The organism is Pontivivens nitratireducens (genome assembly GCF_011290545.1).
Lineage (GTDB): Bacteria > Pseudomonadota > Alphaproteobacteria > Rhodobacterales > Rhodobacteraceae > Pontivivens > Pontivivens nitratireducens.
The window spans coordinates 1854139-1871043 of sequence record NZ_CP049811.1; the positions used below are offsets into that span (position 1 = coordinate 1854139).

General features: G+C 63.0%; 19 protein-coding genes. 14 read left to right on the forward strand and 5 right to left on the reverse strand.

Annotation, left to right across the window (positions count from 1 at the left end; genetic code table 11):
- Window positions 1-108: 108 nt before the first annotated feature.
- Complete coding sequence (locus G8E03_RS09170; protein ID WP_166190903.1) at window positions 109-1326, forward strand: argininosuccinate synthase; 1218 nt, start codon at window positions 109-111, stop codon at window positions 1324-1326.
- 17 nt (window positions 1327-1343) lie between these two features.
- Here G8E03_RS09170 and G8E03_RS09175 read toward each other — a convergent pair whose 3' ends face one another.
- Together G8E03_RS09175 and G8E03_RS09180 are read right to left on the reverse strand one after the other, a co-directional pair.
- Window positions 1344-3101 (reverse strand): methyl-accepting chemotaxis protein, encoded by a 1758-nt coding sequence (locus tag G8E03_RS09175; RefSeq protein WP_166190905.1) that lies wholly within the window; start codon window positions 3099-3101, stop codon window positions 1344-1346.
- Window positions 3098-3373 carry a hypothetical protein gene (locus G8E03_RS09180; protein ID WP_166190907.1) on the reverse strand — a complete coding sequence of 92 codons (276 nt, stop codon included), beginning with the start codon at window positions 3371-3373 and terminating at the stop codon, window positions 3098-3100. Before G8E03_RS09180 ends, G8E03_RS09175 begins: the two co-directional genes overlap by 4 nt.
- 151 nt (window positions 3374-3524) lie before the next feature.
- On the opposite strand from G8E03_RS09180, the gene msrA reads away from it, so the two are divergent.
- Window positions 3525-4118 carry a peptide-methionine (S)-S-oxide reductase MsrA gene (gene msrA, locus G8E03_RS09185; protein WP_166190909.1) on the forward strand — a complete coding sequence of 198 codons (594 nt, stop codon included), beginning with the start codon at window positions 3525-3527 and terminating at the stop codon, window positions 4116-4118.
- Here the strand turns inward: msrA and G8E03_RS09190 are convergent.
- Entirely contained in the window at window positions 4111-4677 is a 567-nt protein-coding gene (locus tag G8E03_RS09190; protein ID WP_166190911.1) for a tRNA-specific adenosine deaminase, read from the reverse strand. The genes msrA and G8E03_RS09190 overlap by 8 nt on opposite strands.
- 55 nt (window positions 4678-4732) lie before the next feature.
- The gene (gene chrA / locus G8E03_RS09195) at window positions 4733-5950 is read right to left on the reverse strand and encodes a chromate efflux transporter (RefSeq protein WP_166190913.1); all 1218 of its coding nucleotides are present in this window, start codon (window positions 5948-5950) and stop codon (window positions 4733-4735) included.
- Window positions 5951-6166: 216 nt separating this feature from the next.
- Here chrA and G8E03_RS09200 point away from each other — a divergent pair, with 216 nt between their 5' ends.
- Entirely contained in the window at window positions 6167-6790 is a 624-nt protein-coding gene (locus G8E03_RS09200) for a VOC family protein (RefSeq protein ID WP_205793047.1), read from the forward strand.
- Here G8E03_RS09200 and G8E03_RS09205 read toward each other — a convergent pair.
- Window positions 6787-7071 carry a YggT family protein gene (locus G8E03_RS09205; RefSeq protein ID WP_166190917.1) on the reverse strand — a complete coding sequence of 95 codons (285 nt, stop codon included), beginning with the start codon at window positions 7069-7071 and terminating at the stop codon, window positions 6787-6789. The genes G8E03_RS09200 and G8E03_RS09205 overlap by 4 nt on opposite strands.
- Window positions 7072-7202: 131 nt before the next feature.
- Between G8E03_RS09205 and G8E03_RS09210 the strand changes: the two genes are divergently transcribed.
- From G8E03_RS09210 to G8E03_RS09260, 11 genes are all read left to right on the forward strand, one after another.
- Window positions 7203-7733 carry an acyl-CoA thioesterase gene (locus tag G8E03_RS09210; RefSeq protein ID WP_166190919.1) on the forward strand — a complete coding sequence of 177 codons (531 nt, stop codon included), beginning with the start codon at window positions 7203-7205 and terminating at the stop codon, window positions 7731-7733.
- Window positions 7734-7799: 66 nt separating this feature from the next.
- Window positions 7800-9140, forward strand: a complete 1341-nt coding sequence (locus G8E03_RS09215; protein ID WP_166190921.1) for an MFS transporter — start codon at window positions 7800-7802, stop codon at window positions 9138-9140.
- Window positions 9133-9993 carry a penicillin-insensitive murein endopeptidase gene (gene mepA / locus G8E03_RS09220; RefSeq protein WP_166190923.1) on the forward strand — a complete coding sequence of 287 codons (861 nt, stop codon included), beginning with the start codon at window positions 9133-9135 and terminating at the stop codon, window positions 9991-9993. Before G8E03_RS09215 ends, mepA begins: the two co-directional genes overlap by 8 nt.
- Complete coding sequence (locus tag G8E03_RS09225; RefSeq protein WP_166190925.1) at window positions 9993-10901, forward strand: esterase-like activity of phytase family protein; 909 nt, start codon at window positions 9993-9995, stop codon at window positions 10899-10901. Before mepA ends, G8E03_RS09225 begins: the two co-directional genes overlap by 1 nt.
- Window positions 10902-10960: 59 nt before the next feature.
- Window positions 10961-11782 carry a 2,3,4,5-tetrahydropyridine-2,6-dicarboxylate N-succinyltransferase gene (gene dapD, locus G8E03_RS09230; RefSeq protein WP_166190927.1) on the forward strand — a complete coding sequence of 274 codons (822 nt, stop codon included), beginning with the start codon at window positions 10961-10963 and terminating at the stop codon, window positions 11780-11782.
- A 33-nt stretch (window positions 11783-11815) separates the two neighbouring features.
- Complete coding sequence (locus G8E03_RS09235) at window positions 11816-12139, forward strand: hypothetical protein (RefSeq protein WP_166190929.1); 324 nt, start codon at window positions 11816-11818, stop codon at window positions 12137-12139.
- 73 nt (window positions 12140-12212) lie between these two features.
- A complete protein-coding gene (locus tag G8E03_RS09240) occupies window positions 12213-13259 on the forward strand; it encodes an aldo/keto reductase (protein ID WP_166190931.1) in 1047 nt (348 codons plus the stop codon).
- Window positions 13260-13352: 93 nt separating this feature from the next.
- Window positions 13353-14012, forward strand: a complete 660-nt coding sequence (locus tag G8E03_RS09245) for an HAD hydrolase-like protein (RefSeq protein WP_166190933.1) — start codon at window positions 13353-13355, stop codon at window positions 14010-14012.
- Window positions 14009-14467, forward strand: coding sequence for a hypothetical protein (locus G8E03_RS09250; RefSeq protein WP_166190935.1), 459 nt, complete (start codon window positions 14009-14011; stop codon window positions 14465-14467). The genes G8E03_RS09245 and G8E03_RS09250 overlap by 4 nt, the downstream gene beginning before the upstream one ends.
- Complete coding sequence (gene dapE / locus G8E03_RS09255) at window positions 14464-15612, forward strand: succinyl-diaminopimelate desuccinylase (RefSeq protein WP_166190937.1); 1149 nt, start codon at window positions 14464-14466, stop codon at window positions 15610-15612. The genes G8E03_RS09250 and dapE overlap by 4 nt, the downstream gene beginning before the upstream one ends.
- A 97-nt stretch (window positions 15613-15709) precedes the next feature.
- Window positions 15710-16903, forward strand: coding sequence for a pyridoxal-phosphate-dependent aminotransferase family protein (locus G8E03_RS09260; protein ID WP_166190939.1), 1194 nt, complete (start codon window positions 15710-15712; stop codon window positions 16901-16903).
- Window positions 16904-16905: the final 2 nt, after the last annotated feature.

Sequence of the window (16905 nt, forward strand, 5' to 3'; positions counted from 1 at the left end):
CGTTGAAACCGCAGCGGCCCCGGACAAGGATCCGCGGGTCGCTTGAACAGCCCCGCCCGATCGGATAGGCGAAGCCGTAACTGTTTGCCCCCGTGTGAGGAGATCGCAATGAGCGCACCCAAGAAGGTAGTCCTGGCCTATTCAGGCGGGCTGGACACATCCATCATCCTCAAGTGGCTTCAGACGGAATACGGCTGTGAAGTCGTGACCTTCACCGCCGATCTGGGGCAGGGCGAGGAACTGGAGCCAGCCCGCAAGAAGGCGGAGCTGCTGGGCATCGCGCCAGAGAACATCTTCATCGAAGACGTGCGTGAGGAATTCGTGCGGGACTTCGTGTTCCCGATGTTCCGCGCGAATGCGGTATATGAGGGGTTGTACCTGCTGGGCACCTCCATCGCGCGGCCGTTGATTTCCAAGCGTCTGGTTGAGATTGCCGCCGAAACCGGAGCGGATGCCGTCGCCCACGGCGCGACCGGCAAGGGCAACGATCAGGTGCGTTTCGAACTCAGCGCCTATGCCCTGAACCCCGATATCAAGGTCATCGCGCCGTGGCGTGAATGGGATCTGACATCGCGCACAAAGTTGCTGGAATTTGCCGAGGCGAACCAGATCCCGATTGCAAAGGACAAGCGCGGCGAGGCGCCGTTCTCCGTCGATGCGAACCTGCTGCACACCTCGTCCGAGGGCAAAGTGCTCGAAGATCCGGCGATCGAGGCACCCGATTATGTCTACCAGCGGACAGTCAGCCCCGAGAACGCCCCCGATACAGCCGAACATGTCGAGATCACCTTTGCCAAGGGCGATGCCGTTGCGATCAACGGGGAGGAGATGAGCCCCGCGACAATCCTGACCAAGCTGAACGAACTGGGCGGCAAGCACGGTTGCGGTCGGCTCGATCTGGTCGAGGGCCGTTATGTCGGCATGAAGTCGCGTGGCATCTACGAAACGCCGGGCGGCACCTTGCTGCTCGAAGCACATCGGGGCATCGAATCCATCACTCTGGACCGCGGTGCGGCGCATTTGAAGGATGAGTTGATGCCGCGCTATGCCGAGCTGATCTACAATGGATACTGGTTCAGCCCGGAGCGTGAGATGCTTCAGGCCGCGATTGACCACAGCCAGGCGCGGGTGAATGGGACGGTGCGGCTCAAGCTGTACAAGGGCAGCGCGCAATGTGTCGGACGCTGGTCCGAGGACAGTCTGTATTCGGAACAGCACGTCACGTTTGAGGAAGATGCCGGTGCCTATGATCAGAAGGACGCCGCCGGTTTCATCAAGATCAACGCGCTTCGGCTGAAATTGCTGGCGGCCCGCGATCGCAAGTGAGCGTCAGGGCGTATTGCTCAAAGCTCGGACCAATCCTCCTCATAGGCCAGCGCAGTGTTGCCTGTGCTAAGGGGCGGGGTTGTGTCCGCCGCCGGTTCGGGAATTTCCTCCTCAACCATCCGCTCGATGCTGAAACTGCGCAGGTTGCGTTCCACCAGCCCGATCTGGTCTGCGAGCTCTCCCATGGATCGGGTTGTTCGCTCCGCAATATTGGCGGTTGACTGAACGCTGCTCTCCATGGCGGTGATCGCGGCGTCAATTTCGCGCAAGCCTATGGTCTGTTCTTCAGCCGTGCGGGTGACCTGGGCGACCTGAGTTGCGACATTGCGTGTCTGCTCGGTGATCTCGGACAGCATCCCGCCGGCGCGTTCGACCATCTCGACCCCGCTTTGCATGTTGCCGTTCGAATCCTCGATAAGGGCGGAGATATCGTTGGCAGCGTCCGCACTGCGTTTGGCCAAGCGTCGCACCTCGGTCGCGACAACGGCGAATCCGCGACCCGCTTCGCCAGCGCGGGCTGCCTCCACCGCTGCGTTGAGCGCCAGAAGGTTCGTCTGGAAGGATATCGCTTCGATCACTCCGAGAATTTCACGCATTTCACCGGAGCCGCGTGCGATTTTGCCGACAGATGCGACGGCGGCGGCGGTCACATCGGCACCCTCGCTCGCATGTTTCGACAGATGCGTTGCCATGGCGCCGACATCGCGCAGCAGAGTTTGCCCGATTTCCAGAGATTCCGTGAATTGCTGTGTCGTAGCGGCGGTTTCCTCAATGGCGGCGGCCTGTTGAGAGGCGCGCTCGGATACGGTATCGGTATCGCATAGAACCTTGGTTACCGTCTCCCGCGTCATGCGTACCGCGCGGTCAGTCTCGCTCAGCACGGCCTCCAGCGCGCTGGTGGCTCCATTCGCGGCAATACCGATATCCGCAAACCGGCCCAACCCGGCCGTATCCATCCGATGCTGCAACCGTCCGTCGGCCAAGGCACGGAATTGCTGCTCCACCTGATCGACACTGAACTCGACGGAGGTGAACAGGTGGTTGAGCTTCGCCGCGATGCGGGAGAAGACCTCGTCTTCGAAATCTTCGGACAGGCGTGCGGAAAAATCGCCTGCCGCGCCCTGAGAAATCAGATCTGCGAACGCCTTGTCGAACTGTTCTATCGTTCTTCGACGCTCACTGCTGGCACGGTCGGTAATCTCCGTCAGCTGCACTTGGGTTTCACGGGCGACCTCCGCGTCACGCTCCGCCTGCACTCGTGCGATATTGCGAAGGTCGGTCAGACGCTTGCGCCATTCGTGGGCCAGAACGAGCGCGATGCATTCCATCACGACAAACAGACCGTGTAGAAAAACCCGCCCGTAACTGCTGCCATCGGGATATACCAGTGCAGGCAGGTAGTAGTTCAGAAACAAATGATGCAACGCCACCGCGGCTCCGGTGGCGATGATCGCCGGGCGGCTGTCGAGCGTTCCGACAATGGCCAGTATGACAAAGAAATACATATGCAGATCGCCCTGCATCGTGTTTCCTTGAAGCAGGGCGAGCAAAATCATCGCTTGCCCGACCAGACCCAGCGCAACCGAGCTGGGCGCGCCGTATTCGCGACGTATGGCCAGTATCATCGCCGGAATTGACAGAGCGGCGGACAACCCCATGCCCAGCAGCATCGGCTTGTCCATGATGAACGCGATCAGACCGATGAGAGGAATGTGGAGGATGGAGAAGGCGCCAGTTATCTGTATGACGCCGACCCGGTTTGCAAAATTTTTCATGCGTACGCTCCACATAGGACGGCCAGAGTTTCGAGATTGAGCAGAACGAACGCGCCCTGGTCGTGCAGGCTTTGCGCGGAGCCGGTAACGATATGCGTGCCCAGCGGCCCCTGCAGGCCCGCCCAGTGCGCGCCCGCCCGTTCAGCGACGGATTGCACGTCCTCACGCGACCAGATCAGCATGGCACCCACGTGACTGTCTGAGGGGACCAGGCTGAACAGTAGCAGGCCGATCAGCGCCATTCCCTGCATGACGATGGCAAACAATGGCATATGATGACCTTTCTCAATTTCAGCTTTGATGCACGCAAAGGTTTAAGACTTTGTTGCCACGCTCACGTTGTCATCACGACTGCGTAGGATCGCTTGCCCAGATGCGGGAGCGGCATCAGTTCACAGCAACACCCCGCATTAGGAGCTGAATATGATCCGACTTTCTCTCGCCGCAGCCGCTCTATTGACTCTCACCGGCCCCGCCATGGCCCAGGACCGGCAGGAGGCCGTGTTCGCCGGTGGTTGTTTCTGGTGTGTGGAGAGCGATTTCGACAAGCTGGACGGCGTGTTGGAGACGACATCAGGTTTTGCGGGCGGCACGGTGGAAAACCCCAGCTACCGTGAGGTCACGGCAGGTGGAACGGGCCACCGGGAGGTCGTCCAAATCGTCTACGATGCGGATATCGTGGATTACGCGACCTTGACCGAATACCTGCTGCGCACGGTGGACGTGCTCGACGACGGGGGGCAGTTCTGTGACCGTGGATACGGCTACACCACTGGTATCTATGCGCAAAATGAGGATCAGCTTGCCATCGCCCGACAGGTTTCCGCCACCTTGTCTGAGGAACTGGGCCAGCAGATCGTAACGGAAATCGTGGATGGCGGAACGTTCTATCCGGCTGAGGATTATCATCAGGATTATTACGAAAAGAACCCTCTGCGCTATCGATTCTACCGCGCACGCTGCGGCCGCGATGCGCGGGTCGAGCAGCTCTGGGGGGAGCATGCCGCGTTCAATTGAGCGGAATTGAATTGCCCGATTTCGTTTTCTGATAGGCGTCCGACAAATCGGCATAGGCGGCTGAAATCCTGTCCGCCTGTGCCGTCAGTTTTGGTGAGCTGTTGAGCATTGGCCTGATTGCGCTGGCCTTGAAAAAAGCATTGTCCCGGCGGTACTCACCTGCATCCAGCCCGTATAATTCCTTCATGATCTTAAGGTCGTGCGGAATGCCGAAGCCGTCCCGGCTGTCCTCGTGACTGAAGAAATAGGCGTAATTGTCGAAGCCCGCCCAGGTGATTGCGGACATGCACATGGTGCAGGGTTCGTGGGTGGACAGAAAGATCAGGTCGTCTGTCGGGGGCGTATCGGGCAGCTCATAGAACTGTTTGAGGGTGTGAACCTCCCCATGCCAGAGCGGGTTTTCCGTCTCGGCATTGGTTCCGGCCAGAACCAGCGACAGGTCGGACTTGCGCAGGATCGCGGCGCCGAACACCTTGTCCCCGCGCGCGACGCCCTTACGCGTTAACGGCAATATATCGTGTTGGATCACGTCGAGCAGGCGGGCGGGCAGGTCAGTCATCAATCTCTCCTGTTTCGGGCAGGATGTCGGATCATCGCTGGTAAGGAAAGCCTGCTCAGATCACCCCCGCCAGATGCAACAGCAATCCGACCAGTGCCCCTGTTCCAATCAGCATGGGCACGGATGGTTTCAACCTCCAGGCGATTCCCGCGAATATGACCAGCAGTGCCAGCTTGATCCAGTCGGGTCCGTGCGCGGGATCGGGCCATAGCGCCGCCCGCCCCAGATAGAGCGCGAGGTTCGCCACCACTCCGACCACGGCGGCGGAAACACCGGCCAGCGCCTGCCGGATCCAGCGCCGCCGCTGGATGCTCTCGACATGCGGTGCCGCGGCGAGGATCAGCATGAAGCTGGGCGCAAATGTATAAAAACAGGCCAGACAGGCGGTTACTACACCCGAGGTTCCGGCGGAATGACCGGCGAAATACCCGGCATAGACGTTGACCAGTATCAGCGGGCCGGGTGTCGCCTCCGCAATGGCCAGCCCGTTGAGCATCTGTTCCGGGGTCAGCCAGCCATGTACCTCCACCGCTTGCTCCGCCACATAGGGCAGCAGGGCGTAGGCGCCGCCGAAACTGACAAACGCGGCGGAGAGGAACAGCTCCGCCACACCGTCGAAGGGCGTCGTACCCAGCGTGAAGCGTACGATGCCATAGACCATCGCCACGCCGAGGATCGAGACCGCGATCAACCGCCCGGTGGCTGCCCGGGCGGGTGCGGTCGGGGGAATATCCGGTTGCGGAACAGGCGGCAGGACGAATCCGATGAGCGCCGCCAGCAGTACCACCAAGGGAAAGCTCAGCCCGAAACCCGACAGCGCTACGAAGGCCGCGATCGCCAGTGCCCAAGACCTCGCACCCTGCAGGGACCGGCCCGACAGTGCCACCATAGCCCGTGCGACGATGACCAAAACCGCCGGTTGGATGCCGTAGAAGATCGCGGCGATCGGGCCGCTGTCAGCTTGCGTCGCCGCGATCCATGCCAGCACGATCATCAAGGCCGTACCGGGCAGGATAAAGGCCAGACCGGCCGCGATCCCCCCCCACAGGCCATGCACCCGCCAGCCCAGCCACGTGGCGAGCTGCTGCGCCTCCGGCCCCGGCAGCAACATCGCGACGTTCAGGCCGCGCTGAAAGGCAGGTGCCGCCACCCAGCCGCGCCGCGTCACCAGTTCCTCATGCATCAGGGCGATCTGCCCCGCAGGCCCGCCGAAGGACAGCAGCCCGATGCGCAGATAGACAGGCAAGGCGTGTGACAGCGGGACGTGGGTCATGCGAACCTCTCAGGCTTCGCGCCGCCACGTGCAGCGGGCCTTCTGAATGACGCTAGGGGCAGTCGGTATCCGATCATGTCTTACGCTCCCATTGCGTAGGGCCGCGCGACGCCCCGGCCTGAAATCCAGCTGGCAGAGGATGAAAGATCGCCATGTCCCGCGTGAGGATGATATGCAAATGTCATCGCCATATGAAGCCATGATGACACGAGGCGAATGATGCAGATCGACCACCTTGTTTTCGCCGCCGACGATCTGGAAACGGGGCGTGCGTGGATGGAACGGACGCTCGGCGTTGCGCCGGGCGGGGCGGGCGTGCATCCGCTTATGGGCACGCACAACGCGCTGTGGTCTCTGGGTGGGTGCTATCTCGAAGTGATCGCGGTGGATCCGACGGCTGAGGTGACGCGCCCGCGCTGGTTCGGGTTGGACGATCCGCAGGTGCGCGCCTCCTTGCGGCAAGGTCCGCGTTTGCTGACCTGGGTCGCACGGGTGGACGATCTGACGCATGCGCTTGGCGCGACGGCGCTGCCGCTGGGTGAGGGCGTGCGTGTCACCCGCACCGGCCTGCACTGGGATCTGAGCGTTCGCCCCGACGGCGCGTTGGTCGAGCAGGGGCGCGCCCCGACCCTTATCGAATGGCCCGCAGATGTCACCACCCCGGAACGAAGCCTGCCGGACAGCGGGATCACACTTGAACGCCTGACAATCGCGGGTGCATCGCTGGACGTGCAGACGCTGGTTCGCGAGATCGAGGCCGTTCAGTGCGTAGCGTCGCCATCCAGCTCACTAAGTGCGACCTTCACCACGCCACGCGGGCCGATCAGCCTGACGTCCTAGATCGTGTAGAGGTTGTTGGTGATGATGATCCGCAGCGCGTAGAGGATAAAGAACACCACCAGCGGCGCGAAATCCAGCCCGCCCATTGCCGGCAGGAAACCCCGGATACGGCTGTAAACCGGTTCGAGCAGCCGGTTCAGGCCCGACCAAAGTTGATAGACGAAGGGCTGCTGCAAGTTCACCACATTGAAGGAGATCAGCCAGCTCATGATCACATGCGCGAGCACGATCCAGAACGCGATCTGAACGGCGTAGAGCAGGATCATCAGAAGGGAGGTCATCGGCAAGGCCTTTCGTGGGGGTGCGGCTTTGAACTATACTGCGCACGAGCATCTGGATCGGGTTCGACAAGAGGTAGTCGCCACGGCGATTTCCTGCAAGAGTGCCTGCCGCAGTTGTCGAAGGAGGACCCATGTATCCGTTCGCAAGACTAGCATGGCACATGCTGTTGTCGAACCGCCAGCAGGACCTGTCCGCAGGTGGCCTGCACGAATCCCGTCATATCTGCTGGCCCTGGGACGTCGATGTGTTCGGAGAGATGAACAACGGGCGTATTCTGACGATCTTCGATCTGGGGCGTATCCCGTGGGGGTTTCGCTGCGGCCTGGCCCGCGCCCTGCGCCGCCGTGGCTGGGGGCTGACCACCGCCGGGGCGAACGTGCAGTACCGCAAGCGCATCCTGCCGTTTCGCCGCTATACCATGCTGTCGCGCGCGCTGGGCTATGACGAACGGTTCATTTATCTGCATCAGAGCATCTGGCGAAAGGACGAATGTCATGTCCATGTGGTGTACCGGATCGCCACCACCGGGGCGCGGCGTATGGTTCCGATAGCCGAAGTGCTGGAGGAAATGCGCGAACCCGACTGGAATCCGCCTCTGCCCGAATGGGTCGAACGCTGGATCGAGGAAGAAGCCGAACGCCCCTGGCCGCCGGAAATCTGATTGCACGCTTGCCATGGCCGGACCGGCACTGTCCTATCGCATCGAGATATGGCGGAGGGGTCATCAATGGCGCAAGTCAGCAAACGCGGTGTGCGGGCCTGGATGCTCGCCGATTGGGCAGGTCAGCCGTTTCATACATTGTGCATCACCTTCGTCTTCGCGCCGTATTTTGTGGAGTTCGGGCTGGGTGGCGGCGATCAGGCGCAGGCGACCTGGGGCTACATGACCGGCACCGCCGCGCTGATCGTCGCGGTGTTGGCCCCGATCCTGGGCGCGATGGCCGATGTGTCCGGCCCGCGCAAGCCGTGGATCGCCGGGCTGTCTGCCCTGCACGTTCTGGCCGTCGCCGCGCTGTGGCTGGGCGTTCCAGGGATGGACGAGCCGATGATCGTGCTGCTGGCCTTCGCGCTGGCGCTGATCACGACCGAACTGGCGTTCATATTCCTCAACGCGATGCTGCCCGATCTGGGATCGGAGAGTGAGATCGGGCGGATTTCCGGCTCCGCCTGGGCGATGGGCTATCTGGGGGGGCTGGTCTCGCTGATTCTGGTGCTGGGGTTGATGGCGGGCGATCCCGAGACCGGACTGACGATGCTGGGCATCGCGCCGATCCTTGGCCTGGACCCCGCGATGGGGGAGGGCAGCCGCGCCGCCGGTCCCTTTTCCGCGATCTGGTACACGGTCTTCATCATTCCGCTGTTTCTGTTCACGCCCGATGTGAAGCGCAAGCCGGTGGCTGTCTCCGCCCGACGGGGATTGCAGGAACTGGCCCGCATGATCGGGCAATTACCCAAGCGCCCCTCGCTGATGACGTTCCTGCTGTCGTCGATGCTCTATCGCGATGCGCTGGCGGCGCTCTATGCCTTTGCCGGTATCTACGCGGCGGGCGTGCTGGGCATCGGGATCATCGAATTGGGCGCATTCGGGATTCTGGCCACCGTGACCGGGGCGCTGGGCGCGTGGGTCGGCGGGCGGTTCGACAGCAGGCTGGGGCCAAAACCGGTCGTGGTGTTCTGTACCGCGTCGCTGGCGCTGTTTTCGCTGACCCTGACGCTGACCACGGCGACCAGCTTCGCGGGCGTCGACCTTGGGCCGGACAGCGGGGTGCCGACGCTCGTTTTCTTCGGTCTGGGTGCGCTCATCGGGGCTGCGGGGGGCGCATTACAGGCGTCCTCCCGGTCCCTGATGGTGCGGCAGGCATCCGATCCGGCGGTGATGACGCAGAGCTTCGGTCTCTACGGTCTGGCGGGCAAGGCGACGGCGTTCCTCGGCCTGTTCCTGATCGGCTTCGTCACCGACGTGACGTCCTCGCAACGGTTGGGTGTCACGCCGGTGGTGGGCTTGTTCGTTCTGGGCCTCGTGTTGCTAATCTGGGTGCGTCCCAAAGGAGATATGTCTCGTGCTTAAACCTGTCCTGATTGCCATTGCCGCCCTGTTGGCGGTTCCCGCTTCGGCCCAGACCGAGGCCCGCCAACTGTTCGGCACAGCCGAGCAAGGCACGCCCGGTTCGCCCGAACCCTACGGCTCCTACGCGCGGGGCTGCGTTGCGGGGGCCGTGCAATTGCCCGAAACCGGCCCGACGTGGCAGGCGATGCGCCTGAGCCGCAATCGCAACTGGGGCCACCCTGACATGATCAGCTTCATCTGGCGGTTGAGCCAGCGTGCAGTGAATGAGGCCGGGTGGAACGGAATTTATGTCGGTGACATCAGCCAGCCGCGCGGCGGCCCGATGCTCAGCGGTCATGCTTCGCACCAGATGGGGCTGGACGCCGATATCTGGATGCTGCCCCCGTCCCGATTGGACCTGACCCGGCAGCAGCGTGAGGACCTCAGCTCGATCTCCGTCCGGACCGAGGATCAGCGCAGCGTCAACGCCAATTGGACACCCGGCCATCAGGCGGTTCTGCGTGCCGCGGCAACGGACCCGGCGGTGGCCCGCATCTTCGTGGCCGCCGCCGTCAAGCAGGAGATGTGCCGCACCGCCGGCCCGGACCGCGACTGGCTGCGCAAGATCCGTCCGTGGTGGGGGCACAACTACCACTTCCACGTGCGGCTCAACTGCCCGGCAGGGGCGAACTGGTGTGAAAATCAGGCTCCGATCCCGGCAGGTGACGGCTGTGACGAAACGCTGGCCTGGTGGACATCGGAGGAGGCGCTGAACCCACCGCCCGCAGATCTCGCTGCGCCACCCCCGGCACCGCGCCGACAGTTGACCATGGCCGACCTGCCGCAACAATGCAGCATGGTGATCGCGAATTGATGCGTATCGCCGTCCCCACCTTTGCGCTGTTCGCGGTTCTGGCCGGTGGCTGTGGCAGCGGCGTCGCAGGCTCGGTCACGGAGCCGGCCCGCCGCAGCGCCCAGATCGAATGGAACGGGCAGGGGGCCGATTTCGGCGGCTTGTCGGGATTGCTGATGGCACCGGACGGCATGTCGCTGATCGCCGTCAGCGACAAGGGCCTGCTGATCGAGGCCGATCTGATCCGCCATGCCGACGGCCGCCTGACCGGAGTGCATGAAAAGGCGCGGCACCGTCTGACCGCGCCCGATGCTACGGTGCTGTTCGACAAGGACGCGGATGCCGAATCCCTTGCCATGCTGGGCGATGACCTGCTGATCTCGCTCGAACGACGCAATGCGATCTGGCGGTATGATGCCATCGGCGCCGTGCCGATGGATGTCGCGGTGCCCGAGGGGATCGCGACGCTGCAAACCAATTCGGGGATCGAGGCGCTGACCACCACCCCGCAGGGCGCGATCCTGGCCATACCGGAACGGTCAGGCGCGCTGGAACGGCCCTTTCCCATCTACCGATTGCGTGATGGCGTCTGGGATACCAATCTGAGCATTCCGCGAGAGCCGCCTTTCCTGCCGACGGATGCGGATGTCGGGCCTGACGGGCGGCTCTACGTGTTGGAGCGGCACTTCACCGGGTTCAGCTTTCGCGTGCAGGTGCGCAGTTTCGCGATGGATCCCGCATTAATGGACGGGCAATTGAGCGACATGCGATACGACGTGCCGCCGGTCAGCGATCTGGACAATGCCGAGGGACTGGACGTCTGGCGCGATGCGCAGGGGCAGCTGCGCCTGACGATGATTTCGGACGACAATTTCATGTTCCTGCAACGCACCCTGATCACGGAATACGTGCTGGTCCCCGGCGACTGATTGCGCGATCCGGCCACCTCGCCTATAGGGCAGGGGACAACCAAGCAAAAGGGACCGCCATGACCGCTCAGCTCGAATCCGCCATCGACGCCGCATGGGAAAACCGCGCCGACATCTCCACCACCACAACGGGTGAGGTGCGTGAGGCGGTGGAGGAGACTCTGGCCGCCCTCGACACCGGCGCATTACGTGTGGCGGAGCCGCGCGACGGGAACTGGCATGTGAACCAATGGGCGAAAAAGGCGGTCCTGCTGTCCTTCCGCCTCAACGACATGGAAACCATTCCTGGCGGCAATGGCGGTGCGACATGGTGGGACAAGGTTCCGTCCAAGTTTCAGGGCTGGGGCGACAACCAGTGGCGCGATGCAGGCTTTCGCGCGGTTCCCGGCTCCATCGTGCGCCGCTCCGCCTATATCGCGAAGGGCGTGGTGCTGATGCCCTCTTTCGTGAACCTCGGGGCCTATGTGGATGAGGGCGCGATGGTCGATGGCTGGGCCACGGTCGGATCGTGCGCACAGATCGGCAAGAACGTGCACCTGTCCGGCGGTGTCGGCATCGGCGGCGTGTTGGAGCCGATGCAGGCGAATCCCACGATCATCGAGGACAACTGCTTTATCGGTGCCCGCTCCGAGGTGGTCGAGGGCTGCATCGTGCGCGAAGGGTCTGTTCTGGGCATGGGCGTCTATATCGGCCAGTCCACCAAGATCGTGGACCGGGAGAGCGGCGAAGTGTTCTACGGTGAGGTTCCGCCCTATTCCGTTGTCGTCGCGGGCTCCATGCCATCGAGCAACGGTGTGCATCTGTACTGCGCCGTGATCGTCAAGCGGGTGGACGAGAAGACCCGGTCCAAAACCTCCGTCAACGAGTTGTTGCGCGACTGAGGCGCCTCCGGCGGGATATTTGGAGACAGAAGAATGGCTAAGAAAGAAAGCCGCCAGCAGGTCTATACCTTGCTGGTGGAAATCGGACGCTCGCCCGAGGACGACTTGCCCAAGAAGGCAACGGGCGGCGCGATGATGCTGTATTCGTCCGGCGTGGATGAGGCCGAGGCCGTGCGTGAGGCGGTCGCTCTGCTGAAACAGGCGGGCCTGTCGCCGCTGGACGTGACCGGCTATGGCACACCTGAGGAGCGGGAGGCCGAGGGCCATGAGATCGACGCGGAGGAACGCGCGTTGATGGACCGGGCCCTGGCGGAGAACGCGGTCGTCATCGCGCAGATGACACCCTATTACGACTGATCGTCTTGCCCACCGGCTTTGACCGCGCCGAGGGTGGCGCTATGTGCCGCCCGGACAGAACAAGGACATTCCCATGAAACGCAATCGCCTCGGCACGTCGGATCTCGACGTCAGTGAAATTTGTCTCGGCTCCATGACATGGGGCAGCCAGAACGACGAGGCACAGGGCCACGCCCAGATCGACCGCGCATTGGAGCGGGGCGTCAACTTCATCGACACGGCGGAGATGTATCCCACGACGCCGGTCAAGGCGGAAACCTGCGGCCAGACCGAGCGTATCATCGGATCATGGCTGAAGAAGACCGAACGCCGTGACGAGGTGATCGTCGCCACGAAAATCGTGGGCGCTGGATTTGCTCATCTGCGTGACGGCGCGCCGATCACCCCTGCATCGCTGACCGATGCCATCGAGGGTTCGCGGAGCCGGTTGAACGTGGACACGATCGACCTCTATCAGACACATTGGCCGAACCGGGGGCATTTCCATTTCCGCAAGCAATGGGCCTATGACCCCTCGGATCAGGACCGACAGGACGTGGACGACGATCTGCGCCGGATGCTGGAGGCGTTGAGCGAACAGGTGGAGCAGGGTCGTATCCGCTGGATCGGCGTGTCCAACGACACCACGTGGGGCATCGCGAGAATGTTGCAGATCGCGCGCGAAGAGGGCTTTCCGCGTGTCGTGAGCGTACAGAACGAATATTCCCTGATGTACCGCCACCATGATCTGGACATGGCGGAACTGTCGCATCACGAACAGGTGGGTCTGCTGGCATATTCGCCTGTTGCCTGCGGTTTGCTGAGCGGGAAATATTCCGGCGATGTCATTCCGAAGGGATCCCGGCGCGATGTCTCGGCCGAGGGGTTGGGCGGGCGCATGAACGACCACACGCTCGACGCGGCGGATGATTACGTGGCCCTTGCCAGATCGCACGATCTGGACCCGGTGCAGATGGCGCTGGCGTTCTGCATCTCTCGTCCGTTCATGGCCTCGACGATCATCGGCGCGACGTCGCTGGCACAACTGGATATCGCGCTGGACGCGGTCAATCTGACATTGAGCGATGCGGTGCTGGACGGGATCGCCGCGTTGCATCGAAAGTGGCCTGTTCCCTACTGAGGCCCTTGCCGATCCCCCGTATTTGCCTGCGACCGAGGCTTGCCCGCGCGCGGCGTGGGGCATAGGTCTGGGGCAGGTTTACGGGAGTACGACATGCAGGCCATCTTTCTCGACCTTGACGGCACATTGGCCGATCCCTCCGACGGGTGGTTCCCTGCGCTGGGGCTGGCGCTGAAATCACAAGGCGTCGATGCGCCGTCGCGGGCGGAACTGGGTTGGACCATCGGCCTGCCGATCTTCGAGGTTCTCGAAGTGTTGTTGGGACCGGGGGCGGATATCGGGGACGCGGTGACGGATTTCTACGCCGCCTACATGGTGGGCGGGGTCAGTGACGTTTTGTTGCAGGACGACGTGGGGGAGATGATTGACCTATTCCGGGATCTGGAGGTGGCGATCTACATCACCTCCGTCCTGCCCACGCCGGTGGCGGAACGGCAGGCGGAGGCGCTCGGCCTCGACGTCCACGTGGATCGCATCTTCGGCTCCGAAATCAGCGGTGAGAATTCCGACAAGACCTCGCTCTACGCCTTTGCGTTGAACGAAACCGGGCATGACCCGGCGCGCTGCATCGTGCTGGGCGACCGTCGGCACGATATCGACGGGGCGCGCAACAACGACATTCCCACCATCGGCGCGCTGTGGGGATTCGCGGAACCGGAGGAATTGCACATGGCTGAGGCGGACGGACTGGCCGGATCGCCCGAGGATGTGGTGGAAATCGCGGCGGACCTGATGGGATTGGAACTGGAATGATACGCAAGACACTCTGCGCGGCATTGCTCGCGTTGGCCCCCGTGACCGTCGCCCATGCGCAGGATGGCATCGACCAGCGCATCGTTGGGGAGTTCACGCCCAGCCGCGACATGACCAGTGCAGCACTGGGGGCGACGGCGGCGTTCTGGGCCGCACTCGACCGGGGCGATCTGGCCATTGCCTACGGACTGGCCACACCCGCGCTGCGCCGGGCCGTGACGTTGGAACAATTTGCCGCTGCCGTCGGTCCCACCGCCGATTTCGGCGCGCCACGCCGGGTGCTGCGTCTGACCTGGTATCATGAGCAGCCGGATTATCCCGGCACTGTCCTGGCTGTCGATTGGCAGGTCAGCGAGGGTGAAACGCTGCTCGGTGGCGGGTATCTGATCTGGCAATTGCAGGCGGACGGCACGTTTGGCCTGCTGCGCCTCGACACGACGGATTTGCGCGAATGAGCGTCGATCCCGTCGCCCTGACGCAACAACTGATCCGCTGCCCCTCCGTCACGCCCGAGGAAGGCGGCGCCATCGAGGTTATGGACCAAGTGTTGAGCGAGGCAGGCTTTGCCACGCAGCGTTGCGATCGCAACGGCATCGCCAACCTCTTCGCTCGCTGGGGCGAGGGGCGCAACGGGCGGACCTTCGGTTTCAACGGTCACACGGATGTGGTGCCGGTGGGCAATCCGGACGACTGGACCTATCCGCCGTTTTCCGCCTGGATCGAGGATGGCATCCTGTACGGGCGCGGTGCCTGCGACATGAAATCGGGAGTCGCGGCCTTTGCCGCCGCTGCCATCGACTTCGTGCGCGACACTCCGCCCGATGGTTCCATCGTCCTAGCCATCACCGGGGATGAGGAGGGCGACGGCGTGGATGGCACGGCTGCCATCCTCGACTGGATGCAGGACAACGGTGAGGCGATGGATCACTGTCTGGTGGGGGAGCCGACCTGCCCCGAACAGATGGGCGAGATGATGAAGATCGGGCGGCGCGGCTCGATGTCCGCATGGATCACCGCGCGCGGCCGTCAGGGGCATTCGGCCTATCCGCACCGGGCGCTGAATCCGCTGCAGCCTCTGGTCAGATATCTCGACCGTCTGGCGAGCCGTGAGTTGGACACCGGGACCGATCATTTCGACCCCTCGACGCTGGCCATCGTGACGGTGGATACCGGCAATCCGGCAAATAACGTGATCCCGGCGCAGGCGACGGCCTGCGTGAACATCCGCTTCAACGATGCCCATCACAGCCGCGATCTGAGCGCGTGGTTGCAGGAGGAGGCGCAGCGGATTGAGGCGGATACCGGCATTACCCTCGACCTGCGGATCAAGGTGTCGGGTGAGAGTTTCGTGACACCACCCGGCGAATTATCCGACCTGATCGGCCAAGCGGTCACGGCGCAGACGGGCCTCAACCCGGTGCTGTCCACCAGCGGCGGCACCTCGGACGCGCGCTTCGTCAGGAGCCATTGCCCTGTCGTCGAATTCGGTCTGGTGGGACAATCCATGCACCAAGTGGATGAACACGTGCGTGTCGAACAGATCGACCAGCTCAAGACGATTTATGGCCGCATCCTGCGCGGTTATTTTGACCGCGGGTGACCGCGTGTGATTGTACCTGATACGAAAAAGGCGCGGTGGCGGACTGGACAGGACCGCCGCGCGGCAGTCTGATCTGCCTATCTATCAGGAGCCCGCCATGACCCTTGCTTTCGGACAACAGATGCTCGCCATTCCCGGCCCCAGCCCGGCACCGGAGCGTGTTTTGCGGGCGATGCATCGCGGCTCTCCCAACATCTACGATGGTGAACTGATCGACATGGTGCCCGGCATTGCCGAGGATCTCAAAACCGTGGCATGCACCCGGCACGATGTGGCCATGTACATCGCGAACGGCCATGGCGGATGGGAGGCCGCGCTCACCAATGTGCTGAGCCGGGGCGATCACGTTCTGGTTCTGGCAACGGGCCGGTTCGCGCAAGGCTGGCGCGGCATGGCTCACAGGCTGGGCGTGACCTCTGACATGATCGATTTCGGAACTGACGTGCCGATCGACCCTGCGCGGGTGGCCGAAGCGTTGCGAGCCGACAATGGCCGTATCAAGGCCGTTCTGTGCGTGCAGACCGACACCGCTACCTCGATCCGCAACGATATCGAGGCGCTGGGTGCCGCGATCCGCCAGACGGGCCACGATGCGCTGTTCATGGTCGATTGCATCGCCAGTATGGGCTGTGAGCCGTTCGAGATGGATAATTGGAACGTGGATGTCGCAATCACAGGCTCGCAAAAGGGGTTGATGACCCCGGCTGGCATGGCCTTCGTGTTCTTTGGACCGCGCGCCGCCCAAGCTTGGCAGAGCGCGGATTGTCGTACCGGCTATTGGGACTGGTCCCTCCGCGCCACGCCGGAGGTGTTCTATAACAGGTTTTGCGGCACCGCCCCGACCCATCACCTGTACGGCCTGCGTGAGGCATTGACCATGCTGGTGCATGAGGAAGGCGTCAGGGCCGCGTGGGCACGGCACCGGGTTCTGGCGCGCGCCGTCTGGGCGGCAGGGGACAAGTGGGCCGAGAGCGGCGTCGTTCGCCCCAACGTTCGTGATGAGGCGAACCGCGCGGTGTCCGTCACGACGTTCCTGATGGAGGGGCATGATGCCGCCCCACTGCGCGATTGGTGTGAGAAGAAGGCTGGCGTTACGCTGGGCATCGGATTGGGTCTCGACATGACGCAGACGCGCGGTGCCGGGATGTTTCGCATCGGCCATATGGGCCACTTGAACGCGCATTCCCTGCTGGGAACCCTCGCCTGTATCGAGGCGGGGATGAAGGCGCTCGACATTCCTCACGGCGATGGCATCACCGCCGCCCTGAATGTGATCGCGCAGGCGGCCTGACG